At 65.9% G+C, this 20,022-nt stretch carries 20 protein-coding genes and 1 pseudogene; 13 read left to right on the top strand and 8 right to left on the bottom strand.

What is annotated here, in order from left to right; translation table 11 throughout:
• Positions 1-24 precede the first annotated feature (24 nt).
• The 3 genes from SNAS_RS21300 to SNAS_RS21290 all read right to left on the bottom strand — a co-directional run bounded on the left by SNAS_RS21300 (position 25) and on the right by SNAS_RS21290 (position 1,837).
• A complete protein-coding gene (locus SNAS_RS21300) occupies positions 25-549 on the bottom strand; it encodes a hypothetical protein (protein WP_013019537.1) in 525 nt (174 codons plus the stop codon).
• Between the two features lie 191 nt (positions 550-740).
• Positions 741-998 carry a DUF397 domain-containing protein gene (locus SNAS_RS21295; RefSeq protein WP_013019536.1) on the bottom strand — a complete coding sequence of 86 codons (258 nt, stop codon included), beginning with the start codon at positions 996-998 and terminating at the stop codon, positions 741-743.
• Positions 995-1,837 carry a Scr1 family TA system antitoxin-like transcriptional regulator gene (locus tag SNAS_RS21290; RefSeq protein ID WP_083787190.1) on the bottom strand — a complete coding sequence of 281 codons (843 nt, stop codon included), beginning with the start codon at positions 1,835-1,837 and terminating at the stop codon, positions 995-997. Before SNAS_RS21290 ends, SNAS_RS21295 begins: the two co-directional genes overlap by 4 nt.
• Positions 1,838-2,240: 403 nt before the next feature.
• Between SNAS_RS21290 and SNAS_RS21285 the strand changes: the two genes are divergently transcribed.
• Together SNAS_RS21285 and SNAS_RS36860 are read left to right on the top strand one after the other, a co-directional pair.
• Positions 2,241-2,528 carry a hypothetical protein gene (locus tag SNAS_RS21285; protein WP_013019533.1) on the top strand — a complete coding sequence of 96 codons (288 nt, stop codon included), beginning with the start codon at positions 2,241-2,243 and terminating at the stop codon, positions 2,526-2,528.
• Positions 2,529-2,741: 213 nt separating this feature from the next.
• Positions 2,742-2,942: pseudogene (locus SNAS_RS36860) on the top strand (response regulator transcription factor); the annotation flags it as partial.
• Here the strand turns inward: SNAS_RS36860 and SNAS_RS21275 are convergent.
• Positions 2,935-4,137 carry a cytochrome P450 gene (locus tag SNAS_RS21275; RefSeq protein WP_013019531.1) on the bottom strand — a complete coding sequence of 401 codons (1,203 nt, stop codon included), beginning with the start codon at positions 4,135-4,137 and terminating at the stop codon, positions 2,935-2,937. The pseudogene SNAS_RS36860 and the gene SNAS_RS21275 overlap by 8 nt on opposite strands.
• A gap of 231 nt (positions 4,138-4,368) precedes the next feature.
• Between SNAS_RS21275 and serA the strand changes: the two genes are divergently transcribed.
• Genes serA through SNAS_RS21255 form a run of 4 tightly spaced genes read left to right on the top strand, consistent with a single transcriptional unit; the run spans position 4,369 to position 8,905 of the window.
• Positions 4,369-5,970, top strand: a complete 1,602-nt coding sequence (gene serA / locus SNAS_RS21270; RefSeq protein ID WP_013019530.1) for a phosphoglycerate dehydrogenase — start codon at positions 4,369-4,371, stop codon at positions 5,968-5,970.
• A gap of 57 nt (positions 5,971-6,027) precedes the next feature.
• Positions 6,028-6,363 (top strand): type VII secretion target, encoded by a 336-nt coding sequence (locus SNAS_RS21265; protein ID WP_144300587.1) that lies wholly within the window; start codon positions 6,028-6,030, stop codon positions 6,361-6,363.
• A gap of 35 nt (positions 6,364-6,398) precedes the next feature.
• A complete protein-coding gene (locus tag SNAS_RS37240; protein ID WP_013019528.1) occupies positions 6,399-8,261 on the top strand; it encodes a M91 family zinc metallopeptidase in 1,863 nt (620 codons plus the stop codon).
• Positions 8,262-8,266: 5 nt separating this feature from the next.
• Positions 8,267-8,905, top strand: a complete 639-nt coding sequence (locus tag SNAS_RS21255) for a hypothetical protein (RefSeq protein ID WP_013019527.1) — start codon at positions 8,267-8,269, stop codon at positions 8,903-8,905.
• A gap of 65 nt (positions 8,906-8,970) precedes the next feature.
• Here SNAS_RS21255 and SNAS_RS21250 read toward each other — a convergent pair whose 3' ends face one another.
• A complete protein-coding gene (locus SNAS_RS21250) occupies positions 8,971-10,113 on the bottom strand; it encodes a S8 family peptidase (RefSeq protein ID WP_013019526.1) in 1,143 nt (380 codons plus the stop codon).
• 156 nt (positions 10,114-10,269) lie between these two features.
• On the opposite strand from SNAS_RS21250, the gene SNAS_RS21245 reads away from it, so the two are divergent.
• The 3 genes from SNAS_RS21245 (at position 10,270) to SNAS_RS21235 (ending at position 15,006) form a co-directional block, all read left to right on the top strand.
• Positions 10,270-11,211, top strand: coding sequence for a glutathione S-transferase family protein (locus tag SNAS_RS21245; RefSeq protein WP_013019525.1), 942 nt, complete (start codon positions 10,270-10,272; stop codon positions 11,209-11,211).
• A gap of 84 nt (positions 11,212-11,295) precedes the next feature.
• The gene (locus SNAS_RS21240; protein ID WP_013019524.1) at positions 11,296-13,614 is read left to right on the top strand and encodes a glycosyl hydrolase family 18 protein; all 2,319 of its coding nucleotides are present in this window, start codon (positions 11,296-11,298) and stop codon (positions 13,612-13,614) included.
• Positions 13,615-13,668: 54 nt separating this feature from the next.
• On the top strand, positions 13,669-15,006 hold the full coding sequence (locus SNAS_RS21235) for a hypothetical protein (RefSeq protein WP_013019523.1): 1,338 nt from the start codon (positions 13,669-13,671) through the stop codon (positions 15,004-15,006).
• 49 nt (positions 15,007-15,055) lie between these two features.
• Here the strand turns inward: SNAS_RS21235 and SNAS_RS21230 are convergent, their stop codons facing one another.
• The 3 genes from SNAS_RS21230 to SNAS_RS21220 form a co-directional block, all read right to left on the bottom strand.
• A complete protein-coding gene (locus SNAS_RS21230; RefSeq protein WP_041626625.1) occupies positions 15,056-15,259 on the bottom strand; it encodes a helix-turn-helix transcriptional regulator in 204 nt (67 codons plus the stop codon).
• Between the two features lie 78 nt (positions 15,260-15,337).
• Positions 15,338-16,201, bottom strand: coding sequence for an ABC transporter permease (locus SNAS_RS21225; protein WP_013019521.1), 864 nt, complete (start codon positions 16,199-16,201; stop codon positions 15,338-15,340).
• Positions 16,198-17,136 carry an ABC transporter ATP-binding protein gene (locus tag SNAS_RS21220; protein ID WP_013019520.1) on the bottom strand — a complete coding sequence of 313 codons (939 nt, stop codon included), beginning with the start codon at positions 17,134-17,136 and terminating at the stop codon, positions 16,198-16,200. The genes SNAS_RS21225 and SNAS_RS21220 overlap by 4 nt, the downstream gene beginning before the upstream one ends.
• A 137-nt stretch (positions 17,137-17,273) precedes the next feature.
• Here SNAS_RS21220 and SNAS_RS21215 point away from each other — a divergent pair, with 137 nt between their 5' ends.
• The 4 genes from SNAS_RS21215 (at position 17,274) to SNAS_RS34295 (ending at position 19,706) form a co-directional block, all read left to right on the top strand.
• Positions 17,274-17,915, top strand: coding sequence for a TetR/AcrR family transcriptional regulator (locus SNAS_RS21215; RefSeq protein ID WP_041625094.1), 642 nt, complete (start codon positions 17,274-17,276; stop codon positions 17,913-17,915).
• Positions 17,912-18,718, top strand: a complete 807-nt coding sequence (locus tag SNAS_RS21210; RefSeq protein ID WP_013019518.1) for an SDR family oxidoreductase — start codon at positions 17,912-17,914, stop codon at positions 18,716-18,718. The genes SNAS_RS21215 and SNAS_RS21210 overlap by 4 nt, the downstream gene beginning before the upstream one ends.
• A gap of 91 nt (positions 18,719-18,809) precedes the next feature.
• Entirely contained in the window at positions 18,810-19,244 is a 435-nt protein-coding gene (locus SNAS_RS21205) for a helix-turn-helix transcriptional regulator (RefSeq protein ID WP_013019517.1), read from the top strand.
• Between the two features lie 39 nt (positions 19,245-19,283).
• Positions 19,284-19,706 carry a VOC family protein gene (locus SNAS_RS34295; protein WP_013019516.1) on the top strand — a complete coding sequence of 141 codons (423 nt, stop codon included), beginning with the start codon at positions 19,284-19,286 and terminating at the stop codon, positions 19,704-19,706.
• The last annotated feature ends 316 nt before the right edge of the window (positions 19,707-20,022 follow it).

Genomic DNA, 20,022 nt, shown 5'->3' with positions numbered 1-20,022 from the left:
TCCTCGTGTTGATGGGTTGGCGTGTCACTTCTTCATCCAGATATCGGGGCCGTAGTGCTTGGTGCGCAGTTTGGTCATCTTGTGCCGGTAGTCCAGCGACAGCGCGGCGTATCCACTGAGGAACTCCTTGACGAACTCCGGTTCGTCCAGCTTGGATAGTGTTCCGTCTCGGATGACGATGTGCCAGTCGCGCATTCCGGTGTTGCGGAAGTAGACGAGTCCGCCCGTGGACATGCCTTCGGATTCGGTCTCGGCCTGCTCCTCGCGGAACCGACGACGACGGGCGTCCCAGGTTTCCTGACGCCGGGACACCGGCTGGCCGGTTACCTCGGCCACCGTGGCGTCGTGTCCGCGCTGATGCGCGATCCACACCAGCACTGCCATCCGGGACAACTGGTGTCCCAGGCCGCGCTCGGTGTAGTGGCGGTAGCTGTTGCCGTTGAAGCGGATGTTGGCTCCGGCGGCGGCACCGTACGACCCCTCGATCTGGCCATCCGGCGAGAACGCCGTGACCACCAGAGCAGCAAGCCGGTCAGCCATCTGTCCCATGAGTGTCCCGTCCTTTGGTCTCGCGCGTTTGTGGCCACAAGCGGTTCTGTTTGTGTTTGATTGCCTGTGTAATTTACGAGACGGACGGGAAAGTGACAAGTAAGCGGAAGTATTCGGGCAAAATTTTAAGAAACAAAGCCAAACGGACACGGCCACCCGCGCGAGTGCGGGTGGCCGTTGTGGACGTCTGGTTAGCGACGGATGAGCGTCAGCAGTCCTCGCCAGTCGCTGTTGGTCATGGCCAAGGTGGGGGAGCCGTCGCCAAGTTTGCTGTCGCGCAGTTGGAACGTCGCTTCTACCAGCCGTGCCTCAACGCAGTTGGTGCCGTTGCTCTGGCCGCTGCGGCTGGACTTGCGCCACGTCGCGACGGCACGCGCCTCAACGCAAGCGGTGCCGTTGCTTTGCCCGCTGCGGCTGGACTTGCGCCACGGACCGGTTACGTGCGTCATGTCAAATACTCTTTCACTGGTACCGAAACTTCTGTGGCAAGCGGAAATGCCTCTCGAAAGAACCTACCTCTGCGGCTAGTAGCTGAGACGAAGCCGCCACCGCGTGCCGTCCTGGCTCGGATGACGGGTTCCTCTCCACTGCCAAACTCCAGGAGGTTCACCTCCCAGCCAAGCAAGTCGTAGCGTCCAGCGGCGAACGGGATCACCCGGATCTCCGCGAAAGGAAGCCGCGCGAGCTTGAGCACATGACTGCGGACGTCCTCGTCCACGCCGTCGCCAAGCTTGAGCGAGAACGCTGCCTCCCCGATCAGGCACGTCATGGGTCGGCGGGACGCTATCCAGCGCTCCTGACGGTTCATACGGAATTGCTTCGCCTGCTCGTAATCCAGCTTGTCTACGGTGGCCTTGGTAGTCCGTTCCATCATGTCGACGTATGAGGCGGGCTGAATCAGTGATGGAATGAAGACTGAATCGTGGAACATGAGCTTGGCCGCTCGGTCTTCTCGATTCTGATAGAGCCAGTCGTCTTTGTCGACGGCTCCCGCGTAGCTGTCGGTCCAGTCGTCCATATAGGTGGCCCTTGCGAGGGTGACTAGCCGCTCGACCAACGCCCGGTCAGTCTCATAGAAAGCGCAAAGATCCCGCACCATCCCTCGCGTGACCTTGCTCTTCCGTCCTTTTTCGATATCAAACAACGTCCGCGACGACAGGATGTCCCTAGGAATATCGGCCTTTCTGAATCCCTTCGGTCTCCCCGGCCTTGGCCGTTCTCGCTCAGCTTTCAGTTGCAGTCCAAGCTCGACAGCCGGAGTACTGGGAAGTCGCCCGTTACCAGTCATAACGCGGATGGTAGTCGCTCAGTGTGACAACGCAACCTCAAGTCCCCTCAGGATTCCAGCTCTCGCTAAATCGACGCGTAATCGGAAATATGGAGCGGCGAATATTTCCGGTTTCTATTTCTTGCGTCAACTTCAGACCACTATTGCGAGCGTGACACCCCATGACTTACATTCTTTTCGCGTTTCCATATCCCCAGCTCATATCGTCATTCTCGACGAGTCAAAGGAGGCTGGACGTCATGGAGAAAGCCACACTCGAACAACAGGATCACGAACCGTATCCAGTGGACAAAACCGGGGAGCGCGCTTGGTGTCGAACTTGTACTCGCTACTACCAAGCCGTGATCGTCTACCCGTGCTCGCACGCGCGCAAGCGGGTCGGTGCTGACAGCGAGGCCAGCTCATGACCATCTACGGCCAGTTCCGCGATCCGCTGCACACCTACGTCGTCACCTCTTCCTCAATGCCGGACACGATCCGCGTCTTCGCCGGAGACCCACACTCCGCCGAAATGGTGTGCACCATCAGCAACCTCTCGGCCCGGCCCTACCCGTCTTGGAACGCCAAGTGGTACTCCAACTGGCCAGAGTGGAAACGACGCTTCACCGATCACGCCGTCAGCATCTGGCGCACCCACAACGACCACCGGCCCTCACCCACGCGGCGCGAGTTTCGCACCTGCGACGGTTGACCTAGGAGCACCTCGATGTCCACCATCGTTTATCCACCCACACGAGGCTTGTCCGCTTGGGAGGCCGCTTGTCGCTCGGCAGCCATCATCGCTCGGGAGGCCGCTCGGGATCGGCGCCGCGAGCTGTTGACCCATCACGGGCGGGTGCTGCTCAACGCGCTCGCGGCCGCCGGGATCGATCTGGAGCCGAAGCCGCCGGTGGTCGTGCGGCCTCCCGGGTGTCGGTTGACCGAGCGCGAGCTCACCGTCGTCATCGGGATGAGCAACGGCAAGTCCAACGCGCGCATCGGACGCGAGCTGCACATCTCGGAGGACACCGTCAAGACCTATGCCCGGCGGTTGTTCCGCAAGCTCGGTGTCGGCGATCGGACCCAGGCCGTGGCGGTGGCACTTCGGACGGGGCTGATCAGGTGAGCGTGACGGGGAGGCGGTCCAGGCCGTAGACCAGGATCAGCGGATCCCGCAGCGGGACGTCCTCGATCGCGATGTTCAGCCGCAGGTTCGGGAATCGTCGCAGCAGGGCCGGGAACGCGGCGCGCATCTCGACGCGGGCCAGTTGCTGGCCGAGACACGCGTGGGCCCCGTGGGTGAAGCCGAGGTGGCCGGTGGCGTTGCGGCGAAGGTCGAGCCGGTCGGGGTCGGGGAACTTGCGGGGGTCACGGTTGGCCGCCATGAAGGACAGGGTGACGGAGTCCCCGGCCTTGATGGTCTGCCCCGCGATCTCGATGTCGTCGACGGCGGAATGGACGGTGGTGTGGACTATGGACAGATAGCGCATCAACTCTTCGACGGCGGTGTTCGTGATGCCGGGGTCAGCGCGCCAGGCGGCGAGCTGGGACGGGTGTTCCAGCAGCGCCATCGTTCCCAGTGCCAGCATGTTGGCCGTGGTGTCGAATCCCGCCGATATAAGGAACGCCGACAGGCCGACGACGTCGGTGTCGTCGAGATCGGTTTCGGTCAGCGCGCTGATGATGTCGTCGGCGGGTCTGGCGCGTTTGGCGGCGACGAGTTCGCCGACGTAGCCGCCGAGCTGTTCGTTGGCCGCCAAGCGGTCCGGGATCGGCAGGTCTGAGCGGCCGCTGGTGGTGACCAGATCGCGGAAGGTCGCGCGGTCGGATTCGGGGACTCCCAGCAGATCGCACACCACGGTGACGGGCAGCGGGTAGGCGAACTCGTCGACCAGGTCGACGTCGGGGCCACGGTCGGCCATGTCGTCCAACAGGTCGGCCACGAGGGTTTCGACCTGGTGGGTCAGTTGCCGCATCCGGCGCACGGTGAACCAGCCGACCAGCGGTTGACGCAACCGGGCGTGGTCGGGGCCGTCGAGTTGGTTGACGGCGCCGGGTGCCGGAGCCGGGAGGGTGGTGATGCCCTCCAGTTCGAAGGGGAGGTGGATCAGGTCGGGTCTCGGGCTGATCCGGTTGTCGCCCAAGAGGGTGCGCACCTCCTCGTGTCCGGTGGCCAGCCAACCTTGATGGCCGTCCGCGTAGGTCAGTCGACGGAGCGGGGCCTCGTCGCGCAGCCGCGCCAGGAGCGGGGGCGGGTCGAAGGGGCGGCCCTCGGCGCGGGTCATGGGCAGTGCGGTCAGCGGTGTCGATCGCCCGGTCATGGCGATTCCTCTCTTTCGACGGGGACGCGCCGACCTTGCGCCACCGCGCTGACAGATCGCGTATGCGACGCTGGCACGCGCTGGCGGGAGTGACGTAACGGGCAAGGGGCGCCCCCGCCGGTATTCCTACCGTCACCGACGCATACGATGGCCTGCGGTTATCGCCGCATCAGGCGCAGCGTCGCGTCCCTAAGCCTTCATGTCGACCTTTTCCGCGAGGAGCGCTTTTTCATGACCACGCCCGTCCGTCCCGTCGTCGTCATCGCCGACAAGCTCGCCGACAGCGCCGTGGCCGCCCTCGGGGGCGACTTCGACGTTCGTGTCATCGACGGCACCGACATCCCGACGCTGCACTCCGCGCTGGCCGACGCCGACGCCGTGATCGTGCGCAGTGCGTCCCGTATCGACGCCGCCGCCCTGGCCGCCGCTCCGAAGCTTCAGGTGGTCGCTCGCGCGGGCGTTGGCCTGGACAATGTGGACATCAACGTGGCCACCGAGCGCGGCGTGATGGTTGTGAACGCTCCCACGTCGAACATCGTGTCGGCCGCCGAGCAGGCCGTGGCGCTGTTGCTGGCCACCGCCCGCAACACGACCATCGCCGACGCCTCGCTGAAGCGCGGCGAGTGGAAGCGGTCGCAGTTCACCGGCGTCGAGCTGGCCGGGAAGACCGTCGGCGTGGTGGGCCTGGGCAAGATCGGGCAGCTGTTCGCGGCCCGCATGGCCGCCTTCGACACCAACCTCATCGCCTACGACCCCTACGTGCAGCCCGCCCGGGCCGCCCAGATGGGGATCCAGCTGGTGAGCCTGGACGACCTGCTGCTGCGCAGTGACTTCATCTCGATCCACCTGCCCAAGACGCCCGAGACCATCGGCCTGATCGGCAAGGACGAGCTGGACAAGGTCAAGCCGGGCGTGCGGATCGTCAACGCCGCCCGTGGTGGCCTCATCGACGAGGCCGCGCTGGCCGCGGCGCTGGCCGACGGCCGGGTGGCCGGGGCCGGTATCGACGTGTTCGCCACCGAGCCGTGCACCGACTCGCCGCTGTTCGCGCTGGACAACGTGGTCGTCACCCCGCACCTGGGTGCCTCGACCCGGGAGGCGCAGGACAACGCCGGTCTCCAGGTCGTCAAGAGCGTGAAACTGGCGCTGGCGGGCGAGTTCGTGCCCGACGCCGTGAACGTCAAGGCCGGAAGCGGGGTCGCCGAGGACGTGCGGCCGCTGCTGCCGCTGGCCGAGCGGCTGGGACGCCTGTTCACCGCGATCGCCGAGGGCCCGGCCCAGTCGGTGACCGTCGAGGTGCGCGGCGAAGTGATCGACTCCGACGTGTCGGTGTTGCAGCTGGCCGCCACCAAGGGACTGTTCGTGGACGTCGCCGACCAGGTGACCTACGTCAACGCGCCGCTGCTGGCCGCCGACAAGGGGATCGACGTCGGGCTGTTCACCTCCGCCGAGAGCCCCGAGTTCCACAACCAGGTGACCGTGCGCGGTGCGCTGGCCGACGGCCGGGCGGTGTCGGTGTCGGGCACCGTGACCCAGGGGCCGCGTGAGGTTCGCAAGCTCACCGAGATCGACGGGTACGACGTCGAGATCGACGCCGAGGGACCGCTGTTGATCATGCGTTACACCGACCGGCCCGGCATCGTGGGTCTCATCGGTGGTTCGCTGGGCGACGAGTCGATCAACATCGGCGCGATGCAGGTGTCGCGGCGCGAGGCCGGGGGCGAGGCGCTGATGATCGTCGCCACCGACGCCGAGGTGCCCGCGGACCTGTTGACCAAGCTGGCCGGAACCGTCGGGGCCACCTCCGCCAGCGCGGTTACTCTCACGGATTAGTGCCACTCTGACCGAACAGCCATGGTGAACCGGGCCATGGGTCGGTAGCTTGTGCGCGTGGCAAAAGAAGTACGCGCTAACCCAACTGACCTGGCCCGGCTCGCCGAGGCCTTCCTCACCGAGTCCAAGGATCTCTTCGGCGCGCTGAAGACCGCCCGCGGCGAGATCTCGCTGGGCGGAGACGTCTTCGGCAACGCCGACGCGGCGGCCAAGGTGCAGGCCGCCTACACCGGCGCCATCGAAGCGGCCGGTACCGACGTGGAACGTCTCATCGCGGTGTGCGAAGAGGACATGGAGAGCCTGTATCAGGTCGCGTTCGCCTACCAGTACACCGACCAGAACAACGGCCAGACGATCGACAACGTCGACGACAACAACCCGCTGACTCCCTGACGTCCTCCCCGCCCGAACCCCCTGGAGACAAACCCGTGCCCGAGCCCCACATCAACGTCGACACGCGCTACTGGAACCTGGAAGGCAACCCCGGGAAACTGGAGAAGGCCGCCACCGCCTGGCGCGAACTCGCCAAGGTAGGCAAGACCTCTGCGGACAACGTCGAGACCGCCTCCAACGACCTCGTCAACGGCAAATGGGCCGGTGACTGCCGCGACTCGTTCGCCGAGCACCGCAAGACCCTGATCGGCTCGCTCGACGGCGCCGACACCCGCGCCGGTGAGATCGCCGGTCACCTGGACGGCATCGCCGCGTTGCAGCGCAAGTTCCAGGGTTTCCTGACCGAGGCGCTGGGCAAGATCACCGGCGCCGTGCCCAACATGTGCGGGGCGAACCCGCCGCCGGGCGGCTCGATCCTCACCTTCATGCCCGAGAACCCCGAACAGTCCAAGGCGGTCCTGGACTCGGTGGAGAAGGCCAAGAAGATCCGCAAGTCCTATGACGACGAACTGGGCCCGTACGCCGGGAAGTTCGACGAGTCCAAGACCAAATGGGAGAAGGACTCCAAGGCCTGGGAAGCCATCGTCGAGAACCAGGCCGACCCGTTCACGGTGCCGCCGGAGGCCGACAAGACCTCGGTGATCATGGTGGACGGTAAGGCGGTCGTCAACACCGGTTCCGGCAACGACAAGGTCAACGTCACCACCGACAAGGACGGCAACGTCAAGGTCGAGGTCAACGGCGTCGTGCAGACCTTCCCGCCGGGCACCCCGGTGGTGGTGCGCGGTGGCGAGGGCAACGACGTCATCACCGTCGACAAGAACACCAAGGTCAACCTGACGCTTTTGGGCGGCGACGGCAACGACCGGGTCCACAGTGCCGGAGGCGCCGACACCATCGTGTCCGGTCACGGCAAGGACGACGTGTACGCCGGTGAGGGCAACGACTACGTGTCCAGCGGTTCCGGAATCGACTATGTGGACGGCCAGGACGGCAACGACGACATCGGCGGCGGCACCGGCAACGACACCCTCTACGGCCTGGGCGGCGACGACTACATCAACGGCGGTGAGGACGCCGACTACCTCGAAGGCGCCAAGGGCAACGACACCATCGACGGCGGCACCGGCCCCGACATCATCTCCGGCGGCAAGGGCGACGACACGCTGCGCGGCGGCGGCACCGGCACCGACTACGACGGTTACGACCCCAGCAAACCCGAACGCGGCGACGTGTTCTACGGCGGCGAGGGCAAGGACGACGTCACCGCCGGTTCCGGCAAGAGCGACGCGTACATCCAGGACGGCGACTCCACCCACAACGTGGACAAGACCGTCACCGTCGAGATCAGCGACGCCGGTGGCTTCATCAAGTTCGAGGGCTCCGACGAGTTCAAGGAGCGGATGCAGGCCGACCTGGACATGATGCGCTCCTCGCCGACCGCCCAGCAGATGCTGGAAGGCCTGGAGTCCAAGCGCGACCCGAACTTCTGGGGCGGCGAGCACTCACTGACCATCGTGGAACAGAGCGCGGCCCAGGACGGCGGCAGCGCCGAGTCCGGCGACGAGAGCATCTGGGGCAACAAGGACTCCAAGATCAACATGAACCCGGGCTACACCCCGAACTACTACGACGGCCGTTCGTCCACGGTGCTGTACCACGAGATGGCGCACGTGTACGACTTCTGGAACAACGGCTTCGACGACACCCCGTACCACGGCGACCCCAACGGCCAGAACAAGGGAACCGAACAGGGCGAGCGCACGGCGGTGGGCCTGGAGGTCGACCACGACCACGACTCCAACACCCCCGACAAACGCGACGACACCCACCCGTGGGAACTCACCGAGAACGCGCTGCGGGACGAGTACAACCTCCCCAAGCGCGAGGAATACTGATCGGCATGAAGCGATCGCTGCCCGCCCTCGCCATCGCGTCGGCACTGCTGCTTACGGCCTGTGGCCAACGCGGCGGAGTCGACGACGGCGAGGGCGGCGCCGCGATGGACGGGGCGGAGTTCTCGTCCAGCATCGACGTGGACGGTGACGACGTCACGGTCGAGTTCACGCTGAACAACACTGGAAGCGGCGCCCTCCTCGCCTACGACCGCGGCTGGGTCACCGACCCAAAATCGCCCACCGACGAGGAACTCGAACCCACCGAGGACGACGTCCAGATCATAGTGGACGGTGACTCGGTGGAGTTCGGGCTGCGGATCATCCACGCCTGCCACGGCAACCCGCAGGGCGAGATGCCGCCCGAGGAAGTCCCCGAATGCGAGACCGACACCGCCACCGGCGGCCGCTACGCCGCCACCATCGTCGAACCCGACCGGGCCCTGTCGCGCGAGTACCAATTCGACGCGGCCAGCGTGTGGCCCGACTACCCCACGAAGCTGGCGGGAACCACCATCGACCTGAAGGGCAAGGACGTCCGGTTCTGTCTGGGCGTTGACCGACCCGAGAACCCGGCCGACGAAGAGCTGTACCCGCCGGAAGCCGCCGAGACCGTCCTGTGTGGCGAGGCCGTCACCGTCGACTAGCGACTCAGAACCGAACGCCGCCCGGCATCAGCGACGGATGCCGGGCGGCGGTTCTTCATCGGGCGTTACAGGTTCGCCTTGTAAACGAGGCGGTTCGGGGTTCCCGAGGGGTTGGACTTGATGACTCCGGAGGTGGCGTTGCTGGCGATCCAGGAGTTGACCGTCGCCGAGGAGACGTTGCCGTTCACGGCCTTGTAGAGCGCGCCGACACCGGCCACGTGGGGCGACGCCATCGAGGTGCCGCTGATGGTGTTGGTGCCGGTGAGCCACGTGGAGGTGATGCTCACGCCGGGGCCGTAGACCTCGACGCAGTTGCCGTAGTTGCTGAACGACGCCTTGGTGTCGGTGCGGTCGCTGGCCGCCACGGTGGTCACGTTGGACGCGCTGGCCGGGGACCTGTTGCAGGCGTTGGTGTTCTCGTTGCCCGCGGCCACCGCGGTGAAGACACCGGCGTTGGCCATGCGGGTGGCGGCCGCGTTGACGGAGGCGTTGTAGGCGCCGCCCAGGGACATGTTGGCCACCGAGTTGGCCGCGTGGTTGGCGGTCACCCAGTCCATGCCGGAGATGACGCCGGACCAGCTGCCGCTGCCCTGGCAGTTGAGCACCTTGACGCCGCGCAGGGCAACGCCCTTGGCGACACCGTAGGTGGCCGAGCCGACCGTACCGGCGACGTGGGTGCCGTGGCCGTTGCAGTCGGAGTTGCTGCCACCGGCGGAGTTGTAGACGTTGCTGGCGCGGCCGCCGAACTGGCTGTGGGTGGCCGCTATGCCGGTGTCGATGATGTAGGCGGTGACGCCGCTACCGGTGGAGTTGTACGTGTACGTGGTCGACAGTGGAAGGTTCCGCTGGTCGATGCGGTCGATGCCCCAGGTCGCGTTGGACTGGGTGGTGTCGACCTTGACGACGCCGTCCTCTTCGATCATGGCGACGTTCGGGTTGTGTTGCAGGGCGGACAGTTCACCGGCCGACAGCTTGGCGGCGAAACCGTCGAGCGCGTCGTCGTAGGTGAACAGCGGCTTCTTGTTCAGCGATTTGACCGCTGAGTTGACGCCGGAGTCGGACTTGAAACTGACGATGTACTGACCGGGCACCTTCTCGCCTTGCGCCTTGGTGATCTTCACCAGTGGCGCCGGTTCCGCTTGGGCGGGCACTGCCCAAGCGGCTGTCAGGGCGGTTACGGCAAGGGTGACGGCGAGTATTCTTCGCATGATTCCTACCTTTGGGCCTCAGGTATGGACAATCCTGTCGCCGGGCTGCGACAGGTGGGCTCAGAGTATCTGAAGCATTGCCCGCTGTCTATATCTCGATATGTGGAAAGTGTGTCGCCACTGAAAGACTCGGGACGGAGGGTCTAGGCTGCGGGCATGGTCGAGAACAACCACGCCGTGGACGAGTCCGGCGAGTTCCAGCGCTCCCGCAGTCACTTCGCCGACCGGATCACCGCGGACGGTTCCTCGGGTTGGCCGGTGGAGCCGGGCCGGTACCGGTTGATCGTGTCGCGCGCCTGTCCGTGGGCGCACCGGATGCTGATCGTGCGGAAGCTCTTGGGCTTGGAGGACGTGATCTCGCTGGGGGTGGCCGACCCGATCCAGGACGAGCTGAGCTGGCGGTTCACCCTCGATCCCGGTGACATCGACCCGGTGCTGAAGATCGCGTACCTGGGCGACGCCTACCGGGCCCGGGAACCGGAGTACGACGGCGGCGTCAGCGTCCCGGCCATTGTCGACATTCCCAGCGGGAAGCTCGTCACCAACGACTACCTCCAGATGACACTCGACCTGTCGACACAGTGGACCGCGTATCACCGCGAGGGCGCGCCCGACCTGTATCCCGAGGGGATGCGCGACGAGATCGACGCCGTCATCGAGCCGATCTTCAAGGAGTTCAACAACGGCGTCTACCGCGCCGGATTCGCCACCTCGCAGGAGAAGTACGAGGCCGCCTACCGCGACGTCTTCGGTCGGCTCGACGCCCTTGAGGAGCGGTTGAGCACCCGCCGGTTCCTGATGGGCGACGCCATCACCGAGGCCGACATCCGGTTGTTCACGACGCTGGTGCGCTTCGACGCGGTCTACCATGGACATTTCAAGTGCAACCGCAACAAGCTCACCGAGATGCCGGTGCTGTGGGCCTACGCCCGGGATCTGTACCAGACGCCCGGTTTCGGCGAGACCGTCGACTTCGATCACATCAAGCGGCACTACTACGTGGTCCACTCCGACATCAACCCGACCGGGATCGTGCCGGTGGGGCCCGACGCGTCCGGATGGTCGACTCCGCACGGCAGGGAATCGCTTACAAATTGACATACGCAAATACTTGCGTGTGGGGCATCGGGTGTAGATGATGGGAGTGCCCACAGTTAATAAAGTTTTCTAAGGAGGGCGGTCATGAACCGTCGCTTCCTGTCTCTTGTCACACCCATCGCCGCCCTGGTACTGGCCGGGGTGTTCGGCATCATGATCACCGGTTCCGCCCAGGCCGATGACGCCGAATGCCGCCCCGACGGTCTGTACAAGCAGAGCGGGGTGGACGTGCCCTACTGCGATGTCTACGACACCGCCGGACGAGAGACCATGGACAGTCCACGAAGGTCAATCGGCTATTTCGCCAGCTGGCGCACCGGAAAGGACGGGACACCGGCCTATCTGGTCAACGACATTCCGTGGAACAAGATCACCCACATCAACTATGCCTTCGCCCACGTCAAGGACGACAAGATCTCGGTCGGCTCGCCGACCGCGTCCAATCCCGCCATCGGCATGGAGTGGCCGGGCGTGCCCGGCGCCGAGATGGACCCCGACCTGTCCTACAAGGGACACTTCAACCTGCTGAACAAGTACAAGAAGCAGCACCCCAACGTCAAGACGCTGATCTCGGTCGGCGGCTGGGCCGAGACCGGCGGCTACTTCGGTGACGACGGCAAACGGGTCGCCAACGGCGGCTTCTACACGCTGGCCGAGTCCCAGACGAAGATCAACACCTTCGCCGACTCGGTGGTGGACTTCCTGCGCAAGTACGGTTTCGACGGCGTCGACATCGACTACGAGTACGCCACCAGCGCCAACCACGCCGGGAACCCGCTGGACTTCCAGTTCTCCGACTCCCGGCGCGCCACCCTGATGTCCGGGTACGTCAAGCTCATGAAGACGATCCGCGAGAAGCTCAACGCCGCCTCGGCGGCCGACGGCAAGTACTACATGTCCACCGCGGCCGTTTCCGCGTCCGGCTGGATCCTGCGCGGCAGTGAGTCCTATCAGGTCACCGAGTACCTGGACTACGCCAACATCATGAGCTACGACCTGCACGGCGCCTGGAACCACTTCGTCGGCCCCAACGCGGCGCTGTACGACGACGGCACCGACTCCGAGATGAAGCACTGGAACGTGTACGGCACCTACGGAATGGGTTATCTCAACACCGACTGGGCCTACCACTACTTCCGGGGCAGCATGCCCGCCGGACGCATCAACATCGGCACCCCGTTCTACACCCGGGGCTGGCGCAACGTCAACGGCGGCACCAACGGCCTGTGGGGTACCTCCGCACTGGCCGACCAGACCAAGTGCCCCGCCGGAACCGGCGGTGACGTGGGCTCCACCGTGCCGTGCGGCGACGGCGCGCTGGGCATCGACAACCTGTGGCACGACAAGAACACCATGGGCGGTGAGGAACCGGCCGGGGCCAACCCGATGTGGCACGCCAAGAACCTGGAGGAGGGGATCCAGGGCAGCTACATCGAGGACTACGGCCTGGATCCGGAGAACGACCCCACCGACCGGCTGACCGGAACCTACTCGCGCCACTACGCCGACACCATGGAGGCGCCGTGGCTGTGGAACGCCGACAAGAAGGTCTTCCTGTCCACCGAGGACGAGGAGTCGATGGCCGCCAAGACCAAGTTCGTCATCGACCAGGGCCTGGGCGGCATCATGTTCTGGGAGATGTCGGGTGACTACGACTGGGACGCCGACGCGGGCGAGTACCGGATGGGCACCACGCTGATCGACCAGATCGACGCGGCCTTCGCCAACGCCGGGCCCTACGACGCGACCAAGTCGAACATCACGATGCCCGACACCCAGCTCAACGTCGACGTGACCTACTCCGGTTACGCCGTCGGCGACGCCAACTACCCGATCAACCCGACCATGACCATCAAGAACAACTCCTCGGCGACCATCCCCGGCGGCGCGGTGCTGGAGTTCGACTACGCCACCTCGGCGCCGTGCGACATGACGCAGCAGTCCGGGTGGACACTGAGCACCGTCAAATGTGGCCATACCGGCGGCAACACCGGCGGCCTCAAGGGCGACTTCCAGCGGGTGGCGCTGACCGTGCCCAGCTGGCAGACGATCGCCCCGGGAGCGTCGGTGACGGTGAAGATCGTCTACCGGCTGCCGATCTCGACCCCGTCGAACTACGTGCTGAAGTTCGGCGGCAAGAGCTACGCGCTCAGCGTCGACCACCCGAGACTCGGCGATCCGGGTGGCGACCCCACCTCGTCGAGCTCGTCGCCGACGTCGACGCCGACCACCGATCCGCCCGACCAGTGCACCGAGGCGGCCTGGGAGTCCACGAAGGTCTACAACGGCGGCAACAAGGTCTCGCACAAGGGCCACAACTGGCAGGCGAAGTGGTGGACCCAGGGCGAGGAGCCCGGAACCACCGGAGAGTGGGGAGTCTGGCGAGACCTGGGCGCTTGCTGACAGGTGTGTAAGGATTATCGGGCCCTGCTTCCCCTTGTGCCCGAAAGGATCCCCATGCGCCGATCACGCGTGCTCGCTATCGCGGCCACCCTGGCCCTCACCGGCGGTGCCGTCGTCACCCACACGACGACGGCCACCGCCGACGAGGCCGGGGTGGCCGTGGACTTCACCAGGCCCACCGCCCAGATCGAGACCGGTGACATCGGCGTCACCATCACCGGATACGGCGGCCTCAACTACATCGTCAACAGCGAGGACCACCGCAAAGCGCTGGCGGCGCACGGTTTCGACACGATGCGGATCGAACTGCGCTACGAGACCCCCGGCGACCACGACAGCCGGATCATCTGCGGCGGCGACAGCTGTCACAAGGACTATGACGGCGACACCTGGATGTCGGCGATCCGCGACAAGATGAACGCCACCCCGATCCTCGTGGTGCCCGCCGACGCCGACGACGCGGTGAGCCTGTACGAGCACTTCGCCGCCACCGGAACGGTTCCGAAGGTCATCGTCGGCAACGAGCTCGACGCCGGGAACCCGCCGCGGATGGACGCGGCGACCTACGCGGGCGTTTTCAACGAGATCGCGACCCGCATCCACGCCGCCGACGCGTCGGTGCAGGTCGGCGGTCCGGGAACCGCGCACAACAACATCGGTTACCTGCGGACCTTCCTGGAGAAGTCCGGCGAGCACGTCGACTTCGTCGACTACCACGACTACGGCATGGGGGAGACCCGATTGCCGGACGCACAGCTGCTGGCCGAGGCCGCCAACTACGAACGCGACATCGCCGAGGTGCGCACACTCATCGACTCCACCGTCCCCAACGGCTCGGACGTCGGCATCCAGATCGGTGAGTGGAACATGGACCACGGCGACAAGAGCCCGGCGTGTTCGTCCATGACCTCGCACCTGCCGACAGTGTGGGGTGCCGCGGCACTGGGCACGATGCTCGAATCCGAGGCCACCGCGCTGCTGTTCGGGGACAAGAACGGCTGCCTGGGCCTGACCGGCGAATGGGGTGAGGGGCAGGGCGAGGACTTCGTCGACATCAACAAGCCGATGCCGATCTCGCACGGCGTCGGCATGTTCACCGGCGAGGGTCTGTTCCGGCCGTTCGGGACCACGATGGTGGCGACGTCCACTTCGGATGACTTGCTGTACGTGTTCGCGTCCGCCGACGACAAGAACATCGTGGTCGTCAACACCGCGACAACCGAGACCAGCACCGCGATGTCGTTCACGGGGCTGGACAGCGGCACCGCCGAGGTGTGGCAGACGACGAACGCGCAACGGGTCCCGCACCGCGCCGGTACCGCCGACATCTCCGGCGGCGGCATGACCGCGACGCTGCCCGCCCGTTCGGTGACGACCTTCGTCGTCGGCTGACGACGAGAAGGCGGTGACCCCGATTTCCCGGGGTCACCGCCCGCGCGTTTCAGGACCGTTCGCTGCCGATGCGGGGGAACGGGGCGGTGGAGAACACCACCTCGACCTCCACCTCGAAGTACTGGGCGATCCGCAACGCGAGGTACAGGCTCGGGCTGTACTCGCCGCGCTCCAGATAACCGATCGTCTGGTAGTGGACGCCCAGCGCCTCGGCCAGCTGTCGCCGTGAGATACCCCGTTCGGCACGCAACATCGCGATCCGGTTGTAGATCACCTCGTTGTTCGTCGCCACGGTTATCCTCTCTCGACGGTGGGGTGGTTCGTCTTGGTGCTAGCGGGGTCCGCCGCGTTGCGCCGAGCGCTCCTGGCGTTCGGCGACGGCGGAACCGGATTCCTTGCGGACCATCCGACGCAGCAGGATCGGGGCCAGCACCAGCCCGATCAGGGCCCAGATCCCCAGTACCCCGAAGGTCTCCAGGTGTCGCCACGACCCTCCGATCTCGACGGCCGCCATGGAGTCGGGCAGCAGTGCCGAGCGCATGCCCAGCCCCGCCCAGTACATGGGGAAGACCTGCGCGATGCCCTGTAGCCAACCCGGCAGCGCCGTGATCGGGTAGAAGATACCCGAGATCGCCGTCATGCCCATGATGGGAAACATGACCAGCCCCATCAGCCTGGGGTTGGTGAACATCGAGCCGAGGACCACGCCGATCGGCATCGTCGCGGCCAGGCTGAACACGGTCACCAGCACGACCAGCAACCACGACGTCGGGCTGGCGAACGAGACGCCGGGGAACAGCATCACGCCCGGGATCAGGATGAGCGCGATACTGAAGGAGATGAAGATCGAGCTGGAGACGCTGGCCCCCATGACATAGGAGGTCATACCGCCGGGGATCGACTTGGCGCGCAGCATGGTGCCGTCTTCGCGTTCGGTGATGATCTGTCCGGCGAGTCCGGCCAGTCCGCCGAAGACCAGGTTCATGCCGAGCAGACTCGGCAGCGACATCGATCCCAGTGAGACCGGTGCCCCCTCGACGTCCACATCGCGCAGGAACAGGATCACGATGACCGCGATCAGCGTCGGGAACAGGAATCCGATGATGTCGGTGGACATCACGGAGTGCTTGAACTCGATCCAGCCGCGTTTGAGCCCGATGACGTAGGGCGTGCGGGCGGTGGTGGGGGTGCTCATCGGGTGGCCTCCTGGAACTGGTGGATCGCGATCTCCTCGTTGCCGGACTCGAACTGCTGCACCATCGACATGTAGGTCTCCTCCAGGCTGGCGCGGCGGATCTCCAGGTCGGTGACGGCGTCGCCGTGTTCGGCGAACAGCTTGCGGACGAAGTCGGTGGCGTCGAGGGTGGAGTGGACGTGGAAGTCACCGTCCACACGCCATTTGACCTCGGCCTCGGTGGACATCTGCCGGGCCAGGTAGTCGGCCGAGCCGTCGGCGATGATGCGGCCACCGGCCAGGATCAGGATCCGGTCGGCGAGCTTCTCGGCCTCGTCGAGGTCGTGGGTGGTCAAAAGGATCGTGGTGTTGTCCAGGTCGGACAGCCGGTGGATCAGGTCGTGGAACTCGCGGCGGGCGTGCGGGTCGAAGCCGACGGTGGGCTCGTCCAGGAACAGCAGTTCCGGACGGCCGACGATGCCGATCGCCACGTCGAGGCGGCGCCGCTGGCCGCCCGACAGCATCCGGATCTTCTTGTCGGCCTGTTCGGTGAGGCCGACGGTCTCGATGAGTTCGTCGGCGTCCCAGGGGCGGGGGACGAGTTCGGTGGAATAGGGGGCGTAGTACTCGCCGAGGTGCTTCAGCAACTCCCGGACCTTCCACTTGCCATGGTCGCGCCAGTTCTGGAGCACCACACCGAACTTGGCGCGCCAGTCCTCTCTTCCGGTGGCGGGATCGGTGCCGAGCACCTGGGCGTGTCCGCCCGAGCGCATCCGGAATCCCTCCAGGATCTCAATGGTGGTGGTCTTTCCCGCGCCGTTGGGGCCCAAGAGCGTGATGACCTCGCCGGGGGCGGCGGTGAAGTTGACGCCGGTGAGGACGTCCTTCGTGCCGTACCGCATCCGAAGGTCGCGCACCTCGATGACGGGGGAGCCCGGACCGCCAGTCGAAGACATAGTCGTTCTCCTTATTGGTTTACTGGTGCTTCAATTGATAGCACATGTACTACATCTCGTCCAGTGGGCCAACGCTGTAATCAACCGCACAGTTGACTCAATCATCCAACTGGATGATTAACTGCTACGGTTGCCGCATGGCCGAACCCGCGCCCCGACGCACCCCCGAGACCTCCGAACGGCAACGCGACGCCGAACGCAGCAAACGGCGGTTGCTGGAGGCGGCTTTTGACGAGTTCGCCGCCCACGGCTTCGCCGGGGCGCGGGTCGGCCGGATCGCCGAGGCGGCCGGAGTCAACAAGCAGCTCATCAGCTACTACTTCGGCTGCAAAGAGGGCCTGTACCAGGCGATGCAGCGCAGCTGGCTGGACGCCGAGGCGGTCAACGCCAACCCCGCCGTCCCGGCCGCCGACACCATGATGTGGTACCTGCGCGAGTCCCTTTCGGACCCGCGCGGGGTCCGGCTGCTGCTGTGGCAGGCCCTCAACGACGACGCCCCCGACGTACAGGACCAGGCCGACTACGAACGGGAACAGGAGTGGATGCGTCGTCGCGTGGAATCAGGCGAGTTCGCCGCCGACCTGGACCCGGAGGCACTGCAACTGGTGTTCATGGGGATGACCATGATGCCCGCCGCCATGCCGCACCTGGTCCGCCAGCTGTTCGGCGTCGAACCGAACTCCGAGGAGTTCATCGAGAGATACGGCAAGACACTGCGCCGCGTCCTGGCGGCGCTCGCCGATCCACCCAAACCCCCCAAGAAAGGGAGCAACCCATGACCGTTCTGGTCACCGGAGCGCGCGGCAACCTCGCGCGCCGCGTCATCGACCAACTGCTGGAGGCCGGCGAAACCGTGCGCGCCGCCAGCCGCGACCCCGAGAACACCCAGCTGCCGCCCGGCGTCGAGCCGATCCTCGTCGACTTCACCAAACCCGAGACGCTGCCGCGCGCGCTCGCGGGTGTCGACCGGGTGTTCCTGTACTCGGCGCACGAGGGCCTCGACAACTTCGTCGCCGCCGCCAAGGAAGCCGGAGTGTCCAAGGTGGTGCTGCTGTCCTCGGCCGGTGCCGCGATGCCCGACGCCATGGACAACTTCATCGGCCGCATGCACCTGCTGGCCGAGCAGGGACTGGAGAACGCCGGATTCACCTGGGTCTTCGTGCGTCCGGCGATGTTCGCCACCAACACCCTGTTCTGGGCCGACTCGGTGAAGAAGGAGAGCCTGGTGCGGGTGCCGTACCCGGACTCGCTGGTGCGCCCGATCCACGACTGGGACATCGCCGACGTGGCGCTGCTCGGCCTGACCAGCGACAAACTGGACGGACACAAGGTGCTCATCGACGGCCCGGAGGCGCTGACCCAGCGTCGCCAGGTCGAGCTGATCGGCGAGGCACTCGGCCGCGAGATCGCCGTCGAGGAGCTGCCGCGCGCGGCGGCCGAACAGTTCCTGCCCGCCGAGGTGCTGGACATGCTCGCCGAGGGTTCGGCGCCGCAGTTCGGGCCGTCCTCGGAAGCCGCGACCGGTAAACCGGCCCGCGACTATGCCCAGTGGGCGATCGACCACGTGAACGACTTCCGCTGAGCTTTACCCGGATCGGGCCCGCCTGGGATGGGCGGGCCCGATCGTCGTGTTCGCAGCCCCGATGTCGTAGGGCCGGTCGATACTTCCGGACATGGCCTCCGTACCGCCCGCGCGCCATCTGTTGCGCGCCAAGGATCTCGTCGACGCCCGGTACTTCGAGGACCTGCGGGTCGCCGATCTGGCCCGGGCCGCGGGCCTGTCGCGGTCCCAGTTCAGCCTCCAGTTCCGCCGCACGTTCGGCGAATCCCCGCACGCGTATCTGCTGACCCGGCGGCTGGAGCGCGCCGCGGCACTGCTGCGCACCACCGACCGGTCGGTGGCGGCGATCTGCCTGGCCGTCGGGCTGCGCAGCATCGGCTCGTTCACGTCCAGCTTCACCCGCATGTACGGGAAGCCGCCACAGTCCTATCGCGACGCTCACCCGCCCGCGTCGAACCTGGCACTGATACCGGGTTGCGTGCTGCGTGCCCACAGCCGTCCGCGACTCCGGACGTTTCGAGAAGACGACGCGACCGGGCGTCAATAACGTGGACGGTGACCACTTCGAACAGCCCAGGAGGAACCGATGATCACGATCGCCCATACCCAGCTGTGGGTGCACGATCAGGATGTCGCGCTTGAGTTCTACACCAAGAAGCTCGGCATGGAGGTGCGCGCCGACGTCACCGTCGCCGAGATGGGGGACTTCCGGTGGCTGGTGGTCGGCCCGGCTGGTCAGCCCGACACCGCGATCGTGCTGATGGCGATTCCGGGCCCGCCGGTGATGGACGCCAAGACCACCGAGCAGGTGAAAGACCTGATGGGCAAGGGTTTCGCCGGGACGGTGTTCCTCGGCACCGACGACTGCCACGCCTCGTTCAAGGAGCTGTCGGCTCGGGGCGTGGAGTTCGTGGAGGAGCCGGAGCCGCGTCCCTATGGCATCGACTCGTCGTTCCGCGACCCGTCGGGCAACCACATCCGGCTGACCCAGGCTTATGCCGCGTCCTGATGCGAAGCGGGCCCGTCCAGCGTGGACGGGCCCGCTTTCCGTCGATGGATAAGGAGGAGGTCATCGCCGGTTCCGGCGCGGGCTTCGGTTCGGGCGCCGGGGTTCTCAGCCGCAGCGACAGCAGCAGCGCCAGCACCATGAACACCGCCCCGGCGGCGAAGACCAGGTCGACGGCCGACACGAAGGAGTCGATGGCGGCGCCTTTCTGACTGGCGTCGAGTCCGCCGATCCCGGCGGGGGTGAGGCCGGGTTGGTCGGCGGCGAAGCTGCGGTTGAGCAGGGTGCCGAACACCGCCGCTCCGAAAGCGCCGCCCAG

Source organism: Stackebrandtia nassauensis DSM 44728, from assembly GCF_000024545.1.
Taxonomy (GTDB): Bacteria; Actinomycetota; Actinomycetes; order Mycobacteriales; family Micromonosporaceae; genus Stackebrandtia; species Stackebrandtia nassauensis.
The sequence above is the reverse complement of the archived record's forward strand: the minus strand, read 5'-3'. Positions and strand labels throughout refer to the sequence as shown.

Excerpts from the sequence above, each read along its gene's own strand:
- SNAS_RS21300 (WP_013019537.1), bottom strand. The coding sequence starts at position 549 with ATGGGACAGATGGCTGACCGGCTTGCTGCTCTGGTGGTCACGGCGTTC.
- SNAS_RS21295 (WP_013019536.1), bottom strand. The coding sequence starts at position 998 with ATGACGCACGTAACCGGTCCGTGGCGCAAGTCCAGCCGCAGCGGGCAA.
- SNAS_RS21290 (WP_083787190.1), bottom strand. The coding sequence starts at position 1,837 with ATGACTGGTAACGGGCGACTTCCCAGTACTCCGGCTGTCGAGCTTGGA.
- SNAS_RS21285 (WP_013019533.1), top strand. The coding sequence starts at position 2,241 with ATGACCATCTACGGCCAGTTCCGCGATCCGCTGCACACCTACGTCGTC.
- SNAS_RS21275 (WP_013019531.1), bottom strand. The coding sequence starts at position 4,137 with ATGACCGGGCGATCGACACCGCTGACCGCACTGCCCATGACCCGCGCC.
- serA (WP_013019530.1), top strand. The coding sequence starts at position 4,369 with ATGACCACGCCCGTCCGTCCCGTCGTCGTCATCGCCGACAAGCTCGCC.
- SNAS_RS21255 (WP_013019527.1), top strand. The coding sequence starts at position 8,267 with ATGAAGCGATCGCTGCCCGCCCTCGCCATCGCGTCGGCACTGCTGCTT.
- SNAS_RS21250 (WP_013019526.1), bottom strand. The coding sequence starts at position 10,113 with ATGCGAAGAATACTCGCCGTCACCCTTGCCGTAACCGCCCTGACAGCC.
- SNAS_RS21245 (WP_013019525.1), top strand. The coding sequence starts at position 10,270 with ATGGTCGAGAACAACCACGCCGTGGACGAGTCCGGCGAGTTCCAGCGC.
- SNAS_RS21240 (WP_013019524.1), top strand. The coding sequence starts at position 11,296 with ATGAACCGTCGCTTCCTGTCTCTTGTCACACCCATCGCCGCCCTGGTA.
- SNAS_RS21235 (WP_013019523.1), top strand. The coding sequence starts at position 13,669 with ATGCGCCGATCACGCGTGCTCGCTATCGCGGCCACCCTGGCCCTCACC.
- SNAS_RS21230 (WP_041626625.1), bottom strand. The coding sequence starts at position 15,259 with ATGTTGCGTGCCGAACGGGGTATCTCACGGCGACAGCTGGCCGAGGCG.
- SNAS_RS21225 (WP_013019521.1), bottom strand. The coding sequence starts at position 16,201 with ATGAGCACCCCCACCACCGCCCGCACGCCCTACGTCATCGGGCTCAAA.
- SNAS_RS21220 (WP_013019520.1), bottom strand. The coding sequence starts at position 17,136 with ATGTCTTCGACTGGCGGTCCGGGCTCCCCCGTCATCGAGGTGCGCGAC.
- SNAS_RS21215 (WP_041625094.1), top strand. The coding sequence starts at position 17,274 with ATGGCCGAACCCGCGCCCCGACGCACCCCCGAGACCTCCGAACGGCAA.
- SNAS_RS21210 (WP_013019518.1), top strand. The coding sequence starts at position 17,912 with ATGACCGTTCTGGTCACCGGAGCGCGCGGCAACCTCGCGCGCCGCGTC.
- SNAS_RS21205 (WP_013019517.1), top strand. The coding sequence starts at position 18,810 with ATGGCCTCCGTACCGCCCGCGCGCCATCTGTTGCGCGCCAAGGATCTC.
- SNAS_RS34295 (WP_013019516.1), top strand. The coding sequence starts at position 19,284 with ATGATCACGATCGCCCATACCCAGCTGTGGGTGCACGATCAGGATGTC.